Annotated in this window: 18 protein-coding genes and 1 pseudogene; 15 read left to right on the top strand and 4 right to left on the bottom strand. The window is 62.9% G+C overall.

Annotated elements, in window-relative coordinates; translation table 11 throughout:
* The first annotated feature begins 230 nt into the window (after positions 1–230).
* Genes hisB through coaA form a run of 9 tightly spaced genes read left to right on the top strand, consistent with a single transcriptional unit; the run spans position 231 to position 5,976 of the window.
* Positions 231–830 carry an imidazoleglycerol-phosphate dehydratase HisB gene (gene hisB, locus ACFJIU_RS25430; RefSeq protein WP_379064654.1) on the top strand — a complete coding sequence of 200 codons (600 nt, stop codon included), beginning with the start codon at positions 231–233 and terminating at the stop codon, positions 828–830.
* A 2-nt stretch (positions 831–832) separates the two neighbouring features.
* Positions 833–1,321, top strand: a complete 489-nt coding sequence (locus tag ACFJIU_RS25425; RefSeq protein ID WP_379064652.1) for a DUF2628 domain-containing protein — start codon at positions 833–835, stop codon at positions 1,319–1,321.
* Position 1,322: 1 nt separating this feature from the next.
* On the top strand, positions 1,323–1,973 hold the full coding sequence (gene hisH, locus ACFJIU_RS25420; RefSeq protein ID WP_379073216.1) for an imidazole glycerol phosphate synthase subunit HisH: 651 nt from the start codon (positions 1,323–1,325) through the stop codon (positions 1,971–1,973).
* Positions 1,974–1,983: 10 nt separating this feature from the next.
* Positions 1,984–2,274, top strand: a complete 291-nt coding sequence (locus ACFJIU_RS25415; protein ID WP_326894135.1) for a DUF1330 domain-containing protein — start codon at positions 1,984–1,986, stop codon at positions 2,272–2,274.
* A complete protein-coding gene (hisA, locus tag ACFJIU_RS25410; RefSeq protein WP_379064650.1) occupies positions 2,275–3,021 on the top strand; it encodes a 1-(5-phosphoribosyl)-5-[(5-phosphoribosylamino)methylideneamino]imidazole-4-carboxamide isomerase in 747 nt (248 codons plus the stop codon).
* Complete coding sequence (locus ACFJIU_RS25405) at positions 3,018–3,866, top strand: arginase family protein (protein ID WP_379064648.1); 849 nt, start codon at positions 3,018–3,020, stop codon at positions 3,864–3,866. The genes hisA and ACFJIU_RS25405 overlap by 4 nt, the downstream gene beginning before the upstream one ends.
* Positions 3,863–4,657 (top strand): imidazole glycerol phosphate synthase subunit HisF, encoded by a 795-nt coding sequence (gene hisF, locus ACFJIU_RS25400; RefSeq protein ID WP_144378778.1) that lies wholly within the window; start codon positions 3,863–3,865, stop codon positions 4,655–4,657. Before ACFJIU_RS25405 ends, hisF begins: the two co-directional genes overlap by 4 nt.
* A 9-nt stretch (positions 4,658–4,666) precedes the next feature.
* Positions 4,667–4,993, top strand: a complete 327-nt coding sequence (locus tag ACFJIU_RS25395) for a phosphoribosyl-ATP diphosphatase (protein ID WP_379064646.1) — start codon at positions 4,667–4,669, stop codon at positions 4,991–4,993.
* A 23-nt stretch (positions 4,994–5,016) separates the two neighbouring features.
* Positions 5,017–5,976: a type I pantothenate kinase gene (gene coaA / locus ACFJIU_RS25390; RefSeq protein WP_379064644.1), complete on the top strand. Its 960-nt coding sequence runs from the start codon at positions 5,017–5,019 to the stop codon at positions 5,974–5,976.
* A gap of 15 nt (positions 5,977–5,991) precedes the next feature.
* Here the strand turns inward: coaA and ACFJIU_RS25385 are convergent, their stop codons facing one another.
* From ACFJIU_RS25385 to ACFJIU_RS25370, 4 genes are all read right to left on the bottom strand, one after another.
* On the bottom strand, positions 5,992–6,606 hold the full coding sequence (locus ACFJIU_RS25385; RefSeq protein WP_379064642.1) for an alpha-ketoglutarate-dependent dioxygenase AlkB family protein: 615 nt from the start codon (positions 6,604–6,606) through the stop codon (positions 5,992–5,994).
* A gap of 106 nt (positions 6,607–6,712) precedes the next feature.
* The gene (gene lysM, locus ACFJIU_RS25380) at positions 6,713–7,183 is read right to left on the bottom strand and encodes a peptidoglycan-binding protein LysM (RefSeq protein ID WP_379064640.1); all 471 of its coding nucleotides are present in this window, start codon (positions 7,181–7,183) and stop codon (positions 6,713–6,715) included.
* Between the two features lie 85 nt (positions 7,184–7,268).
* Positions 7,269–7,706, bottom strand: a complete 438-nt coding sequence (gene arfB, locus ACFJIU_RS25375) for an alternative ribosome rescue aminoacyl-tRNA hydrolase ArfB (RefSeq protein WP_379064638.1) — start codon at positions 7,704–7,706, stop codon at positions 7,269–7,271.
* Between the two features lie 86 nt (positions 7,707–7,792).
* A complete protein-coding gene (locus ACFJIU_RS25370; protein WP_379064636.1) occupies positions 7,793–9,403 on the bottom strand; it encodes a phosphoenolpyruvate carboxykinase in 1,611 nt (536 codons plus the stop codon).
* A 365-nt stretch (positions 9,404–9,768) separates the two neighbouring features.
* Between ACFJIU_RS25370 and ACFJIU_RS25365 the strand changes: the two are divergent.
* From ACFJIU_RS25365 to ahcY, 6 genes and pseudogenes are all read left to right on the top strand, one after another.
* A pseudogene (locus ACFJIU_RS25365) lies at positions 9,769–10,468 on the top strand (response regulator transcription factor).
* Between the two features lie 16 nt (positions 10,469–10,484).
* Entirely contained in the window at positions 10,485–12,266 is a 1,782-nt protein-coding gene (locus ACFJIU_RS25360) for a stimulus-sensing domain-containing protein (RefSeq protein WP_379064634.1), read from the top strand.
* Positions 12,267–12,271: 5 nt separating this feature from the next.
* Positions 12,272–12,736, top strand: a complete 465-nt coding sequence (locus ACFJIU_RS25355; protein WP_379064632.1) for an HPr kinase/phosphorylase — start codon at positions 12,272–12,274, stop codon at positions 12,734–12,736.
* Positions 12,737–12,899: 163 nt separating this feature from the next.
* Positions 12,900–13,301: a PTS sugar transporter subunit IIA gene (locus tag ACFJIU_RS25350; RefSeq protein ID WP_144378785.1), complete on the top strand. Its 402-nt coding sequence runs from the start codon at positions 12,900–12,902 to the stop codon at positions 13,299–13,301.
* Positions 13,298–13,594 carry an HPr family phosphocarrier protein gene (locus ACFJIU_RS25345; protein WP_379064630.1) on the top strand — a complete coding sequence of 99 codons (297 nt, stop codon included), beginning with the start codon at positions 13,298–13,300 and terminating at the stop codon, positions 13,592–13,594. Before ACFJIU_RS25350 ends, ACFJIU_RS25345 begins: the two co-directional genes overlap by 4 nt.
* A gap of 181 nt (positions 13,595–13,775) precedes the next feature.
* Positions 13,776–15,176, top strand: a complete 1,401-nt coding sequence (gene ahcY / locus ACFJIU_RS25340) for an adenosylhomocysteinase (protein ID WP_379064628.1) — start codon at positions 13,776–13,778, stop codon at positions 15,174–15,176.
* Positions 15,177–15,321 lie beyond the last annotated feature (145 nt).

The raw sequence follows: 15,321 nt of genomic DNA, 5'->3' as shown, positions 1-15,321 counted from the left end.
TCCGATTCCGCGCCATCCCTTCCGAGGCGATTGGCGCGTTACGAGTTGAGTTGCGGCATATGTATGCAGCGTCATCCCGTTTGCAAACCCGGAATGGAGCTGCCGCAACCCGACTCCCGTGTCCACAATAGACTCCGAAGGCATATGTTTAGACTGGCGGTTTTGGCAACTGGCAATCGCCGGACCATGCTGTTAGAACGCACTCGTTTTCCTGTAGCGAGGATGAGGTCATGGCACCCCGTTCGGCCGAAATCAGCCGCAAGACCAAGGAAACCGACATCACCGTGTCGGTTCACGTCGACGGCACCGGCAGGTCCGACATGTCGACCGGGGTCGGCTTCTTCGACCATATGCTCGACCAGCTGTCGCGCCACTCGCTGATCGACATGACGGTGAAGGCAAAAGGCGACCTGCACATCGACGATCACCACACCGTCGAAGACACCGGTATCGTCATCGGCCAGGCACTGGCCAAGGCGCTCGGCGAGCGGCGCGGCATCATGCGTTATGCCTCGATCGATCTCGCCATGGACGAGACGCTGACGCGCGCCGCGGTCGATGTGTCAGGCCGGCCGTTCCTGCTCTGGAACGTGGCCTTTTCGGCGCCGAAGATCGGCACTTTCGACACCGAGCTGGTGCGTGAGTTCTTCCAGGCACTGTCGCAGCATGCCGGTATCACGCTGCACGTGACGAACCACTATGGCGCCAACAACCATCACATCGCGGAAACCTGCTTCAAGGCCGTCGCGCGCGCCCTGCGCGCCGCGCTCGAAAGCGATCCGCGTCAGCCGGACGCGGTTCCTTCCACCAAGGGTTCGCTGCAGGGGTAGAGATGGCCAGCTTTATCGTCATGGAGCCGCCTTCCGATGGCCTCGGCACGAAGCCCGAAGGAACACGGTTGATCCGTGACGGGTTTTCCTGGCTGGCGTTCATCCTGCCGCCACTCTGGCTGCTGTGGCATCGCCTCTGGTTCGCCGCCGTGCTGGCTTTCATCGTTCTCGGCGCGCTGTCCCTCGTCGGCGAAAGTGAAGGGCTGGCGGTCGCCGGTTCACTGCTGACCCTGCTTGTCTCCCTCATCGTCGGCTTCGAAGGGGCGGCATTGCGGGCCGCGGCACTGCGCCGGGCGGGCTGGAGCGAATGGGGCGTGGTCGAGGCAGAGAACCTGGCCGACGCAGAAACCCGTTACGCATTCGGGCGCGAAGCCTCCGAGCCCGTGGTCGAGCCAACGGAGCCACGCCCGACGATCGTGCCCGCCGCCAATCCCGCGCGCTCGGTGCAGACCGGCATGGCGCTTGGACTTTCCCATCCCGGACGACACTGACATGCTGGTTGCCATCATCGACTACGGCTCGGGCAATCTGCGCTCGGCCACCAAGGCCTTCGAGCGCGCAGCGCGCGAGGCAGGCATAGCCGCCGACATCGAATTGACGGCGGATGCGGAACGGGTGCGCCGCGCCGACCGCATCGTGCTGCCGGGCGTCGGCGCCTATGCGGATTGCGCTGCCGGCCTGCATGCGGTGGACGGCATGTGGGAAGCCGTGCAGGACGTCGCCATCTCCAGGGGCCGGCCGTTCCTGGGCATCTGTGTCGGCATGCAGCTGATGTCGGAGCGCGGGCTGGAAAAGACGATTACCCCAGGCTTTGGCTGGATCGGCGGCGACGTCAGGGAGATCAAGCCTGCCGACACCACGCTCAAGATCCCGCAGATCGGCTGGAACACGATCGAGGTGAAGCGGGAACATCCGCTGTTTGCCGGCATACCGACCGGCCCGGACGGGCTTCATGCCTATTTCGTCCATTCCTACCATCTTGATGCGCGTGATCCGAACCAGGTGCTTGCCGAGGCCGACTATGGCGGGCTGGTAACGGCTGCCGTCGCGCGCGACAACCTTGCCGGCACGCAGTTCCATCCTGAAAAGAGCCAGGCGCTCGGCCTTGCCCTGATCGCCAATTTCCTGCGCTGGAAGCCGTGAGGAGGATATCGTGAGCAAGAAAGGCTACTGGATGGCCATGATCGATGTCCAAGACCTCGACATCTACAAGACCTATATCGAAACCAACGGTGCGGCCTTCGCCAAATACGGTGCCAAATTCCTGGTGCGTGCCGGCCGTCACACCGAGCCGGAAGGCCCGACCGGCAACCGGCATGTGATCATCGAGTTCGAATCCTACGAGACGGCGCTCGCCTGCTACAATTCGCCGGAATATCAAGAAGCACTGAAGCATCGGCTGGCCGGATCGGTCGGCAAGGTCGCCATCGTCGAGGGGGCATAGATGATCCTTTTTCCGGCAATCGACCTGAAGGACGGCAAGTGCGTTCGCCTGAAGCTTGGCGACATGGATACGGCCACCGTCTACAATGAGGATCCCGCCGACCAGGCGCGCGCCTTCGAGGCGCAGGGTTTCGAATGGCTTCACGTCGTCGATCTCAACGGTGCCTTCAAGGGCAGGAGCGTCAACAGCGCGGCCGTCGGCGCCATCCTGAAGGCAACCAAGAATCCGGTGCAGCTCGGCGGCGGCATCCGCACCTTGCCGCAGATCGAGGATTGGCTGGATCGCGGGCTTGCCCGCGTGATCCTTGGCACGGTCGCCGTGCGCGATCCCGAACTCGTCAAGGAAGCCTGCCGGGCATTTCCCGGCAAGATCGCCGTCGGCATCGATGCCAAGGGCGGCAAGGTGGCGGTCGAGGGCTGGGCGGAAGCCTCCAGCCTTGGCGTGGTCGAGCTTGCGAAGAAGTTCGAGGGTGCCGGTGTCGCGGCCATCATCTACACCGACATCGATCGTGACGGCGTGCTGACCGGCATCAACTGGGATTCGACCATCGACCTCGCCGAAGCCGTCTCCATCCCTGTCATCGCCTCCGGCGGACTGGCCTCGATCGCCGACATCGTGCGCATGACCATGCCCGATGCCGCCAGGCTCGAAGGCGCCATTTCCGGCCGCGCGCTCTACGACGGCCGCATCGATCCCGCCGAGGCGCTGGCAATCCTGAAGGGCAAGACGAAGGAGGCTGCCTGGTGAAACTGTCGATCATCCTCGCCTCCTACGACAGTGGCCATTTCCATGGCGGCTGCGGCCAGGGCCCCGACGCGCTGATTGCCGGTGGGCTGGTCGAGGCGCTGACGCTCGCCGGCCACGAAGTCGACGTGGAAGACATCGGCAAGGTCGGTGACGAGCCGGGCCGGGAGATCGCGACGGGGTTCGCGGTCTGCAACGCGATTTCCGAAAAGGTGCGTGCCGTGCGCGAGGAGGGCCGGTTTCCCGTCGTGCTGACGGGCAATTGCCTGACGGCTGCCGGGGCGGTCGCCGGCGAAGATGCCGATTCCATCATCTGGGCCGACCAGCATGGTGACCTCAACACGCCCGAAACCTCGATCTATGGCTTCCTTGACGGCATGGCGCTGTCGACGGTGCTTGGCCTGTGCTGGAAACCGATGGCGCTGGAGATACCGGGTTTCAAGCCGGTCGATTCGTCGCGCTGCATCCTGGTCAATGCACGCGACCTCGACCCGGATGAAAGGAAGCTTCTCGAAACCTTGCCGATCATCCGCACCGAATGCGGTGGCGCTGTAGGAGCGGTAACCAGACTCAAGGCAGCCGGGGCGACGCGCACCCACATGCATATCGACCTCGACGTGCATGATCCGAAGGAACTGCAGGCCAACCGCTACACGACGGAAGGCGGCCCGAATCCGGTGCAGCTGCGCCGTGCAGCCTGCATCATGGCCAAGGATGTGCCGGTCGTAGGCATCACCATCTCGGCCTATGACCCGGCCTTCGACGCCCAGGCCGAAGTGCCGCCGCTGGTTGGACAATTGCTCACCGAGCTGCTGGCCACGGTGGAAGAACCGGGAGCTCCCCTTTGACATTGAAGGCACGCGTAATCCCCTGTTTGGATGTCAAAGACGGTCGCGTGGTGAAGGGCGTCAACTTCGTCGATCTGGTCGACGCGGGCGACCCGGTGGAAGCCGCCAAGGCCTATGACGCGGCCGGCGCCGATGAGCTCTGCTTCCTCGACATCACCGCCTCGTCCGACAATCGCGAAACCATCTTCGATGTCGTTGCCCGCACAGCCGAACAGTGTTTCATGCCGCTGACCGTCGGTGGCGGCGTGCGCCAGGTTGCGGACATCCGCAGGCTCCTGCTGGCCGGCGCCGACAAGGTGTCGATCAACACCACGGCAGTGAAGAATCCGTCCTTCGTTGCGGAAGCCGCCGACAAGTTCGGCAACCAGTGCATCGTCGTTGCCATCGACGCCAAGAAGGTGTCGGCGGCAGGTGAAGCCGATCGCTGGGAGATCTTCACGCATGGCGGCCGCGAAAAGACGGGCATCGATGCCGTCGAATTTGCCCGCAAGGTCGTTGACCTCGGCGCCGGCGAGATCCTGCTGACCTCGATGGATCGTGACGGTACCAAGGCTGGTTACGATATCGCCCTGACCCGCGCCGTCGCGGACGCAGTGCGCGCTCCGGTGATCGCTTCGGGCGGCGTCGGCAATCTCGACCATATGGTCGCCGGTATTCGCGATGGCCATGCCACCGCCGTGCTTGCCGCCTCCATCTTTCACTTCGGTACCTACACGATCGCCGAGGCCAAGCAGCACATGGCGGCGGCTGGTCTGCCGATGCGACTCGACTCGCTCCCCAAAGGGTCCTAAACGGCTATTATGACTGGCTTTTCGCTGTCCGATCTCGAGGCGACCATTCGCGAACGCGCGCATTCCGGCGACCCGGAATCGTGGACGGCCAAGCTTTATGCGCGCGGCATGGACAAGGCCGCGCAGAAGCTTGGCGAAGAAGCCGTCGAGGCCGTCATCGCCGCCATCAAGGGCGACCGGCAGGGCCTCGTTTCGGAAAGCGCCGATCTCCTCTATCATTTGCTGGTGGTGCTCGGCATCGCCGGTGTGCCGCTGGATGACGTTCTGGCGGAACTCGAACGCCGGACCGGGCGTTCAGGCATCGCCGAGAAGGCATCGCGGGACGGGCGGGGCTGATGCTGGAAAGGGCGGGGAACTCGATGGACCAGCTCACGCCGACCGAGAAATATTCTCCCTATCTTTTCTTTTCCGCCGACGATTGGGCCAAATTCCGCGCCGACACGCCGCTGACGCTCGGCAGGGACGAGATCGACAGGCTGCGCTCGCTGAACGACCCGGTCGATCTGGAAGAAGTCACCCGCATCTATCTGTCGATGTCGCGCCTGCTGTCGGCGCATGTCGAATCCAGCCAGATGCTGTTTCGCCAGCGCCAGGCCTTCTTCAACAAGGCGAGCGTGGTCAAGACGCCCTACATCATCGGCATCGCCGGTTCCGTGGCGGTCGGCAAGTCGACCACCGCGCGCGTTCTGAAGGAACTGCTCGCGCGCTGGCCGTCGAGCCCGAAGGTCGATTTGGTCACCACCGACGGTTTTCTTCTTCCCAACGAGGTGCTGCGCCGCGACCGGCTGATGGAGCGCAAGGGTTTTCCCGACAGTTACGACGTCGGTGCGCTGCTGCGGTTCCTGTCATCGATCAAATCCGGCGAACGCGACGTCCGCGCGCCGCTCTATTCGCACCTCACCTATGACGTATTGCCGGGCGCCTATGTCACCATCGACCGGCCGGACATACTGATCTTCGAAGGCATCAACGTGCTGCAGCCCGGCAGGCTGCCGATGGATGGCAAATTCGTGCCGTTCCTGTCGGATTTCTTCGACTTCTCGATCTACATCGACGCCGACGAAGAGCTCATCCACGAATGGTACATCGCCCGCTTCATGCGGCTGCGTGAGACCGCCTTCCGCAATCCGGAATCCTTCTTCCATCGCTATTCGCAACTGTCGGAGACCGCCGCTCGCGCCATCGCCGAGGGTTTGTGGGCAAACATCAATCTCAAGAACCTGCGCGAGAACATCCTGCCGACACGTCCACGCGCCGATCTCATCCTGCGCAAGGGCGCCAACCACCTGGTCGAGGAAGTGGCACTGCGGAAACTCTAGCCCTCAAGGGTGAAGTCAGGGCTTCGTCACGCGCCGCAAAGTCAGGTTGATCCGCCCGCCATTCTTCAGCAGCGCCGAGGTCATCGGATAGATGCGGTCGACGCCGTGGAAGGCGAGGCGGCCGTCTCCGCCCAGCACAACGACGTCGCCGGATTTCAGCCTGAACGACACCGTCTTGCCGTCGCGCACCGTCTGGCCGACACGGAACAGGCAATCGTCGCCGAGCGAGATCGATACCACCGGCGCGGCGAATTCCTGTTCGTCACGGTCCTGGTGCAGCCCCATTTTGGCCTCCGCCGTGTAGAAATTGACGAGGCAGGCTTCCGGCGCATGCGGATAGCCTGAAACCTCGCGCCACAGCGCAAGCAGGCTTTCCGGGATGGCAGGCCATGGCTTTCCCGTCGCCGGGTGCGTCGCCTGGTAACGATAGCCCTGCTCCTTGTCCGTGACCCAGCCGAGCGCGCCGCAATTGGTCATGCGCACGCTCATCTCCTTGCCGGTGCGCGGCATGGCCGGCACATAGAGCGGTGCTTCCTGCACGACGGCTCTTACAGCCTCGACCAGGGCTTCCTGGGCCGGGCGCGCGAGATAGCCGGGCATATGGCGGACGCCTTTGGGCAGGACGAGCATGGGCTGGTTTCCGGATTCGCGTGGTGTGCGGGACAACAATGCACCCGCCAACGAAAAACGGCGACCCGAAAGCCGCCGCCTTGTCGTTTTGACCCGGGTAGCCGGATCAGGAGAGCTCGGGGATGCGCAGGACCTGGCCCGGATAGATCTTGTCGGGATGGGTGAGCATCGGCTTGTTGGCTTCGAAGATCAGCGGATTCTTGGCGCCGTTGCCCTTGCCATACTGTGCCTCGGCGATCTTCCACAGATTGTCGCCCTTCTTCACCGTATAGAAAACCGGGGCCTTGGCAGGCGCCGCGGTGGCGGTATCGGCGCCGACCTTGAGCTCGTCCGCCTGAACTTTCGAAACACCCAGCGTGTTGCCGACGGCAATCACAGCCTTTTCGAAGATCGACTGGTCCTTGACCTCGCCCTTCAGCACGGCCGTATCGCCCTTGACCTCGATCTGCACGCCGTCGGTGCCGAGCTTGTGTGAATCCAGTTCCTTTTTCAGCGTGCCGGCGTCTGGTGCTGCTTCCTCATCGTCGCCAATGCCGAGCTTCTTGCCGACGCCTTTGACGAAATCGAAAATTCCCATGGTGAGGTCTCCATGCCTGTTAAACGGGAGCACCAACCTTGCATCAGAAAGCACAGATGGGAAGTCCCGTAGCGGAACTTGGCCGTTATTCTTCGCCCACCCTGCCGCGCAGCTTCTTGACCGTTGAGCGCCCGGCCTTGCTTTTCAGCCGCCGTTCGACCGCGCCTTTGCTCGGCCTGGTCTTCTTGCGCGGAGGTGGCGGTGGTTCAGCTGCCTTGGCCACCAATGCCGTCAGTCGTGCGCGCGCATCGGCGCGATTCTGTTCCTGGGTGCGGAAGCGGCCAGCTTCGATGACGATGACGCCGTCCTTGGTGGCGCGCTGCCCGGCGAAGCGGATGACACGGTCGCGCACCCGCTCGGAAAGGCCTGCCGCCAGCGCCGCGTTGAAACGCAACTGCACGGCGGTGGCAACCTTGTTGACGTTCTGCCCGCCGGGGCCGGAAGAGCGGATGAAGCTCTCCTCGAGGTCATCCGGGTGGATGACCGCCTCCGCGCTTACCGTGATGATCTCGTCATTTGCCATGACACAGTGATGGCGCGGCGGCGACAAAAAGAAAAGGCCCGACCTGAGTCGGTCGGGCCCGCTGGAGGCAGAGATGGGAAGGAAGCTTACTCCGCTGCTTCCTGTACGCGGGGCGCGGCACCACGCACGGCCGCATCGACGTGATCTTCGAACTTGCCGAAGTTGTCGATGAACATGCCGACCAGCTTGGCGGCCTGGCGGTCATAGCCGGCCTTGTCGGCCCAGGTCGAGCGCGGCTCGAGGATGGCGCCGTCGACACCTTCCACGGCCACCGGGACCTCGAAGCCGAAGTTCGGATCGGTACGGAACTCGGCCTGGTTGAGCGAACCGTTCAGCGCGGCAGTCAGCAGCGCGCGGGTCGCCTTGATCGGCATGCGGCGGCCGGTGCCGTAGGCGCCGCCGGTCCAGCCGGTGTTGACCAGCCAGCAATCGACGCCGTGACGGGCGATCAGTTCGCGCAGCAGGTTGCCGTATTCCGAAGGATGCCGCGGCATGAACGGCGCGCCGAAGCAGGTCGAGAACGTCGCTTCGGGCTCGGTCACGCCCTTTTCCGTGCCGGCCACCTTGGCCGTGTAGCCCGACAGGAAGTGGTACATCGCCTGTGCCGGCGTCAGCCTGGCGATCGGCGGCATCACGCCGAAAGCATCGGCGGTCAGCATGATGATGTTCTTCGGATGATTGGCGCGGCCGCTGGCGCTGGCATTCGGAATGAAATTCAGCGGATAGGCGCAGCGCGTGTTCTCGGTCAGCCGGCCGTCATCGAAATCCGGCACGCGCTGGTCGTCGAGGATGACGTTCTCCAGCACGGTGCCGAAGCGCCGGGTGGTTGCGAAGATTTCCGGCTCGGCCTCCGCCGAAAGCTTGATGGTCTTGGCGTAGCAGCCACCTTCGAAGTTGAAGATGCCATGTGGTCCCCAGCCATGCTCATCGTCGCCGATCAGCGTGCGCGAAGGGTCGGCCGAAAGCGTGGTCTTGCCGGTGCCGGACAGCCCGAAGAACACGGCGGCATCGCCATCGGGGCCTTCGTTGGCCGAGCAGTGCATCGGCATGACGCCCTGTTCCGGCAGCAGGTAGTTGAGGGCGGTGAACACCGACTTCTTCATCTCTCCGGCATAGGAGGTGCCGCCGATCAGCACGATCATGCGCGTCAGATCGAGCGCGATCATGGTCTCGGTGCGCGAGCCATGGCGGGCCGGGTCGGCACGGAAGGACGGCAGGTCGATGATCGTCATCTTCGGCAGGAAGCTGGCCAGCGCTTCCTGCTCGGGACGGATCAGCAGGTTGCGGATGAACAGCGAGTGCCAGGCGAACTCGGTGATGACGCGGGTCGGCAGGCTGAGCTCCGTGTCGGCGCCGCCGACGAGATCCTGCACATAGAGATCCTTGTCAGCCGCATGCGCCAGGAAGTCGGCCAGCAGCATGTCGAACTGGGCAGGAGTGATGGCCTTGTTGTTGTTCCACCAGACGCTGTCTTCCGTCTTGGCATCGCGCACCACGAACTTGTCCTTGGGCGAACGGCCGGTGTGCTGGCCGGTCTCGGCGACGAGGGCGCCGTGAGCGGTCAACTTCGCCTCGTTGCGGCGCAGCGCTTCCTCGTAGAGCTCGGCAGCCCCGAAATTGTAGCGCACCGTGCCTGTCGTCTTCAGGCCAATCGCGTCGAGTCCGCATGCGGGGTTACGCTTGCCGCGTTCCGCCATCGATATTCTCCCTGTTGATTGTCGCTTCGGTGGTTGCCCAGGATCGGGTGATCCAAGCTTCAGAAAATGGCCAAAATCAGAAAAAGCAAACGATATCAAATCATTAATCGATTTAAAAATTTTGAAAGATGTTTAAATCGTTTAAAAGCTGCAAAAATACGGGTTGTCCCCAGCCGTTGACCAAAGGATCGGGTAGCGCCCGGCGTCCAATCCTGGCGATAGGGAGGCAAGGGGCTCATTGTGGACATAAGCGCTTGGCCGATGTAGGACGACTGGCGGCGTGCCACATTTTGTACCCAATTTGTCCTGCAAAAGCCCCTTCCTACGGTACGAAGGGACACCCGCTCATGAGGGAGCCGCTGGAAATGGCGACAATCGCGCTGGTCGATGACGACCGCAACATCCTGACATCGGTTTCGATTGCCTTGGAATCGGAAGGATACCGGGTCGAAACCTATACGGATGGCGCATCCGCGCTCGAGGGGCTTGCGGCGCGTCCGCCGAATCTTGCGATCCTGGATATCAAGATGCCGCGCATGGACGGCATGGAATTGCTTCGCCGTCTGCGCCAGAAGACCGACTTGCCCGTCATCTTCCTGACGTCCAAGGATGACGAGATCGACGAACTGTTCGGCCTGAAGATGGGTGCCGACGATTTCATCAAGAAGCCGTTTTCACAGCGCCTTCTGGTGGAGCGCGTGCGAGCGGTTCTGCGCCGTACCAGCGCCCGCGAGGCAGCAGCCAAGGCGCCGACGCAGGCTTCGCGTTCATTGGAGCGCGGCCAGCTGGTCATGGACGGAGCGCCACACCTGCACCTGGAAAGGCGAGCCCGTCGTGCTCACCGTCACCGAGTTCCTCATCCTGCATTCGCTGGCGCAGCGCCCGGGCGTTGTGAAAAGCCGTGATGCGCTGATGGATTCGGCCTATGATGAGCAGGTCTATGTCGACGACCGCACCATCGACAGCCACATCAAGCGGCTGCGCAAGAAGTTCAAGGCCGTCGACGACGACTTCGAGATGATCGAAACGCTTTACGGGGTCGGCTACCGGTTCCGCGAAGCCTGAGATTGACCGGGATCCGATGGCAGCAGAGGTAGAGCGGAACAGGCCTTCGGCCACGCGACGGTCGTCGCGTATCCTGCCCGCAGCCTTGTCGAGGGTAACGGTGCCGATGCGCCGTTTCCTCGGCCATCACATCTTTTCCAGTCTCACCCGGCGCATCCTCTTCCTCAACCTCGCCGGCCTGGCCGTGCTGGTCGTCGGCATTCTCTATCTCAACACCTTTCGCGACGGCCTCATCGACGCGCGTGTCGAAAGCCTGATGACACAGGGCGAGATCATCGCCGGCGCGGTCGCCTCCTCGGCGACGGTCGAGACCGATGCCATCCGCATCGATCCGGAAAAGCTGCTTGAGCTGCAGGCCGGCCAAAGCCTTGGCCCTTCAGCGGATCAGCTCGACAATCTCGATTTTCCGATCAACCCCGAGCGGGTGGCGCCGCTGTTGCGGCGGCTGATTTCGCCGACCCGCACCCGCGCCCGCATCTATGACCGTGATGCCAACCTGCTGCTCGATTCCAGGCATCTTTATTCAAAAGGCCAGGTTCTGCGCTATGATTTGCCGCCTCTGGAGGATGAGGAGCCGAACCTCGTAGAGCGCGTCCAGAAATTCGTCTTCGACATTTTCTCGAACCGTTCGTTGCCGGTCTACAAGGAACAGCCGGGCGGCAACGGTACCGTCTTCCCGGAGGTGATGAAGGCCCTGACGGGTGGACCGTCCACCTTTGTCAGAGTTAGCGAGAGGGGTGAGCAGATCGTCTCGGTCGCTGTTCCCATCCAGCGCCCCCGAGCGGTGCTGGGCGTGCTGATGCTGTCCACCGAAGGCGGCGACATCGACAAGATCGTGGCGACCGAACGCAAGGCGATCCTGCGTGTCTTCGGCGTGGCGGCGCTGGTGACGGCGATCCTGTCGATGCTGCTTGCTTCCACCATCGCCAATCCGCTGCGCCGCCTGTCGGCTGCCGCGGTGCGCGTGCGCCGCTCGATCAAGAACCGCGAGGAGATACCCGACTTTTCCGACCGCCAGGATGAGATCGGCAACCTGTCGATCGCGGTGCGCGACATGACCAATGCGCTTTATGCCCGTATCGAAGCGATCGAAAGTTTCGCCGCCGACGTCTCGCATGAGCTGAAGAACCCGCTGACGTCGCTGCGCAGTGCCGTGGAGACCTTGCCGCTGGCGAAGAACGAGACCTCGCGCAGCAGGCTGATGGAAGTGATCCAGCATGACGTCAGGCGGCTGGATCGCCTCATCACCGACATTTCCGATGCCTCGCGCCTTGACGCCGAACTGGCGCGTGACGATGCGGCCAGGGTCGATTTCAAGCAATTCGTCTCCGATCTGGTCAGCGTTTCACGTGAGGCTTCCCATCACAAGAAGTCGGTCGAGATCGAACTCAAGGTCGCCAAGCTGCCGCAGGGCGCCAAGGGTTATCATGTCCAGGGCCACGACCTGCGCCTCGGCCAGGTCATCACCAATCTGATCGAGAACGCGCGTTCGTTCGTGCCCGACGGTCACGGCCAGATCACGCTGTCGCTCGCCCGGTCGGGCAAGTTCAACATCCTGACGGTGGACGACAATGGTCCGGGCATCCGCGCCGAGAACATCGAGCGGATCTTCGAGCGGTTCTACACGGATCGACCCGCCGGCGAGGCGTTCGGGCAGAATTCGGGCCTTGGCCTGTCGATCAGCCGACAGATCGTCGAGGCCCACGGCGGCACCCTGACCGCCGAGAACATCCCCGGCACCAAGCCGGGCGAAATCCGGGGCGCCCGCTTCGTCGTCGCCCTTCCGGCCGAAGGCTGAGCGCCTTGGCCGCAGACGGGGCAAAGCCTGCGCCGAACATCCACGGCACCGCGCTGGTGACCAGCGATCGCGGCATCCTCATCACCGGCGCATCGGGATCTGGAAAATCGACGCTGGCTCTGGCGCTGGTCGGCTATTTTCGCGGACAGGGCCTGTTTTCGCGACTGATCGCCGACGACCAGCTGTTGATTTCCAGCCATGACGGCCGGCTGCTTTGTGCCGCACCACCCGCCATCGCCGGTCTGGCCGAGGTTGCTGGCATTGGCCCGCAGCCGGTGGCGTATCAGCCGGAAGCGTTGATCGATCTGTGTGTCCGGCTGGTTCCGGCCCCGGAGATGCAGCGGTTTCAGGCTGACGCAACCGTTACCATCGCCGGTTGCGAGATCCCTGCGCTCGACGTCGCGGCCCGCAACGTCACTGCCGCCGTGGCAGCGATTTCGGCGCGGCTGTCGATCGCGTCTTTTCGATGACGCAACGGAAGTTTTATGCTGCAATGCGTCAAAATGGCTCGCACTGGCGCAAATTGGGGCTTGTCAACGCGACTTGCGTCGACAAGATAGCGCTCCCGCCGTCTGGACAGATGGCGAGAATAAGATGCGCCTGTGAAGGGGCCATGACGGGAGCCGCCAAAGAATGATCGGACTCGTGCTCGTGACGCACGGTCGACTGGCCGATGAGTTCCGCCTTGCCGTGGAACACGTCGTGGGACCGCAGGACAATTTCGAAACCGTTGCGATCGGTGCCGAAGACGATATGGAGCAGCGCCGCAGCGACATCGTCGAAGCGGTGCGGCGTGTCGACACTGGCGCCGGCGTCATCCTGCTGACCGACATGTTCGGGGGTACCCCGTCCAATCTCGCCATCTCGGTGATGGAGGCGGGCCGCATCGAAGTCATCGCCGGCATGAACCTGCCCATGCTGATCAAGCTCTCCAGCGTTCGCAAGAGCGACAACATGGTCACGGCGCTCGACGAGGCGCAGACAGCCGGTCGCAAATACATCAACGTCGCCAGCCAGCTCCTGACCAGCAAATGAACACCATGTCCTCCGACGCCGGCTATGTTGTCCGCGATATGCGGATCATCAACCAGCGCGGACTGCATGCCCGTGCTTCCGCCAAATTCGTGCAGGTGGCGGGCAGCTTCGAAGCCGACGTTCATGTCGAGAAGGATGGCACCAAGGTCGGTGGCACCTCGATCATGGGACTGATGATGCTGGCCGCCAGCCCCGGCTGCTCGATCCGCGTCACGGCCACGGGGCGCGAGGCGGCCCAGGTGATCGCCGCGCTCGATGAACTCGTCGCCTCGAAGTTCGGCGAAGAGATCTGACCGGCACGAGCTGTGTCTTTCGGTGCGTGTGATGCCTGTGCGCCATATGCGCAGATAAAGATTTCTTTATATCCCGTTGTCTGTTTCGGCTTGATCTGCTAGGCAGTCGCCAACGCCGCGTTCATCTTTTGCGCCATCCGGCGCGAGCGCGTCAGCACAACAAATCAACCGGAGCACCGCCATGACGGGTAGCAAGGACTATGTGATCGCCGATATTTCGCTTGCCGGCTGGGGCCGCAAGGAAATCGAGATCGCCGAGACGGAAATGCCGGGCCTGATGGCCTGCCGCGAGGAATTCGGCGAGAAAAAGCCGCTCAAGGGCGCCCGCATCACCGGCTCCCTGCACATGACCATCCAGACCGCCGTGCTGATCGAGACGCTGAAGGCGCTCGGCGCGGAAATCCGCTGGGCCTCCTGCAACATCTTCTCGACCCAGGACCACGCCGCCGCGGCGATCGCCGAAACAGGTATTCCGGTTTTCGCCGTCAAGGGCGAGTCGCTGGAAGAGTACTGGGAATACACCGACAAGATCTTCCAGTGGGCCGATGGCGGCGTTTCCAACATGATCCTCGATGATGGCGGCGACGCCACCATGTACATCCTGATCGGCGCGCGCGCCGAGGCCGGCGAGGACGTGCTGTCGAAGCCGGGCAGCGAGGAGGAGGAAATCCTGTTCGCGCAGATCAAGAAGCGTCTCCAGGCTTCCCCCGGCTTCTTCACAAGGCAGCGTGAGGCAATCCGCGGCGTCACCGAAGAAACCACCACCGGCGTCAACCGCCTCTACCAGCTGCAGAAGAAGGGCCTGCTGCCCTTCCCGGCGATCAACGTCAACGACTCGGTCACCAAGTCGAAATTCGACAACAAGTACGGCTGCAAGGAATCCCCGGTCGACGGCATCCGTCGCGGCACCGACGTCATGATGGCCGGCAAGGTCGCCGTGGTCTGCGGTTATGGCGATGTCGGCAAAGGCTCGGCCGCGTCGCTGTCCGGCGCCGGCGCCCGCGTGAAGGTCACGGAAGTCGACCCGATCTGCGCTTTGCAGGCTGCCATGGACGGTTTCGAGGTGGTCACGCTGGAAGATGCCGCTCCGACCGCGGACATCGTCATCACCACCACCGGCAACAAGGATGTCGTGACGCTCGACCACATGCGCGCCATGAAGGACATGGTGATCGTCGGCAATATCGGCCACTTCGACAACGAGATCCAGGTTGCCTCGCTGCGCAATCTCAAATGGACCAACGTCAAGCCGCAGGTCGACATGATCTCCTTCCCGGACGGCAAGCGCATGATCCTGCTGTCGGAGGGCCGTCTGCTCAATCTCGGCAACGCCACCGGCCATCCGAGCTTCGTGATGTCGGCTTCCTTCACCAACCAGGTGCTGGCGCAGATCGAGCTGTGGACGCAGCCCGGCAAGTACGAAAACAAGGTCTACACGCTGCCGAAGCACCTCGACGAGAAGGTGGCTCGCCTGCATCTCGGCAAGCTCGGCGCCAAGCTTACGGAACTGTCCGGTGAGCAGGCCTCCTATATCGGCGTGACGCCGCAGGGGCCTTATAAGCCGGAACACTACCGCTATTAACCCTATCTGATTGTACTACAAGATATTGAGGCCGGGCGATTGACATTTCGCCCGGCCTTATTTTTGCGGAACCGCCGCCTTCACGTCGATTCGGCGAGCAGGTATTGTGAGGTGATTCGCGAAGCTTCCTGCTCGCGCGCGGCCG

This window comes from Mesorhizobium sp. UC74_2 (assembly GCF_042701485.1).
Classification (GTDB): domain Bacteria; phylum Pseudomonadota; class Alphaproteobacteria; order Rhizobiales; family Rhizobiaceae; genus Mesorhizobium.
This window is presented reverse-complemented; position numbering and strand designations above follow the sequence as displayed.

Coding starts and splice junctions, on each gene's coding strand:
- hisB (WP_379064654.1), top strand. CDS start 231: ATGGCACCCCGTTCGGCCGAAATCAGCCGCAAGACCAAGGAAACCGAC.
- ACFJIU_RS25425 (WP_379064652.1), top strand. CDS start 833: ATGGCCAGCTTTATCGTCATGGAGCCGCCTTCCGATGGCCTCGGCACG.
- hisH (WP_379073216.1), top strand. CDS start 1,323: ATGCTGGTTGCCATCATCGACTACGGCTCGGGCAATCTGCGCTCGGCC.
- hisA (WP_379064650.1), top strand. CDS start 2,275: ATGATCCTTTTTCCGGCAATCGACCTGAAGGACGGCAAGTGCGTTCGC.
- ACFJIU_RS25395 (WP_379064646.1), top strand. CDS start 4,667: ATGACTGGCTTTTCGCTGTCCGATCTCGAGGCGACCATTCGCGAACGC.
- coaA (WP_379064644.1), top strand. CDS start 5,017: ATGGACCAGCTCACGCCGACCGAGAAATATTCTCCCTATCTTTTCTTT.
- ACFJIU_RS25385 (WP_379064642.1), bottom strand. CDS start 6,606: ATGCTCGTCCTGCCCAAAGGCGTCCGCCATATGCCCGGCTATCTCGCG.
- lysM (WP_379064640.1), bottom strand. CDS start 7,183: ATGGGAATTTTCGATTTCGTCAAAGGCGTCGGCAAGAAGCTCGGCATT.
- arfB (WP_379064638.1), bottom strand. CDS start 7,706: ATGGCAAATGACGAGATCATCACGGTAAGCGCGGAGGCGGTCATCCAC.
- ACFJIU_RS25370 (WP_379064636.1), bottom strand. CDS start 9,403: ATGGCGGAACGCGGCAAGCGTAACCCCGCATGCGGACTCGACGCGATT.
- ACFJIU_RS25360 (WP_379064634.1), top strand. CDS start 10,485: ATGGCAGCAGAGGTAGAGCGGAACAGGCCTTCGGCCACGCGACGGTCG.
- ACFJIU_RS25350 (WP_144378785.1), top strand. CDS start 12,900: ATGATCGGACTCGTGCTCGTGACGCACGGTCGACTGGCCGATGAGTTC.
- ACFJIU_RS25345 (WP_379064630.1), top strand. CDS start 13,298: ATGAACACCATGTCCTCCGACGCCGGCTATGTTGTCCGCGATATGCGG.
- ahcY (WP_379064628.1), top strand. CDS start 13,776: ATGACGGGTAGCAAGGACTATGTGATCGCCGATATTTCGCTTGCCGGC.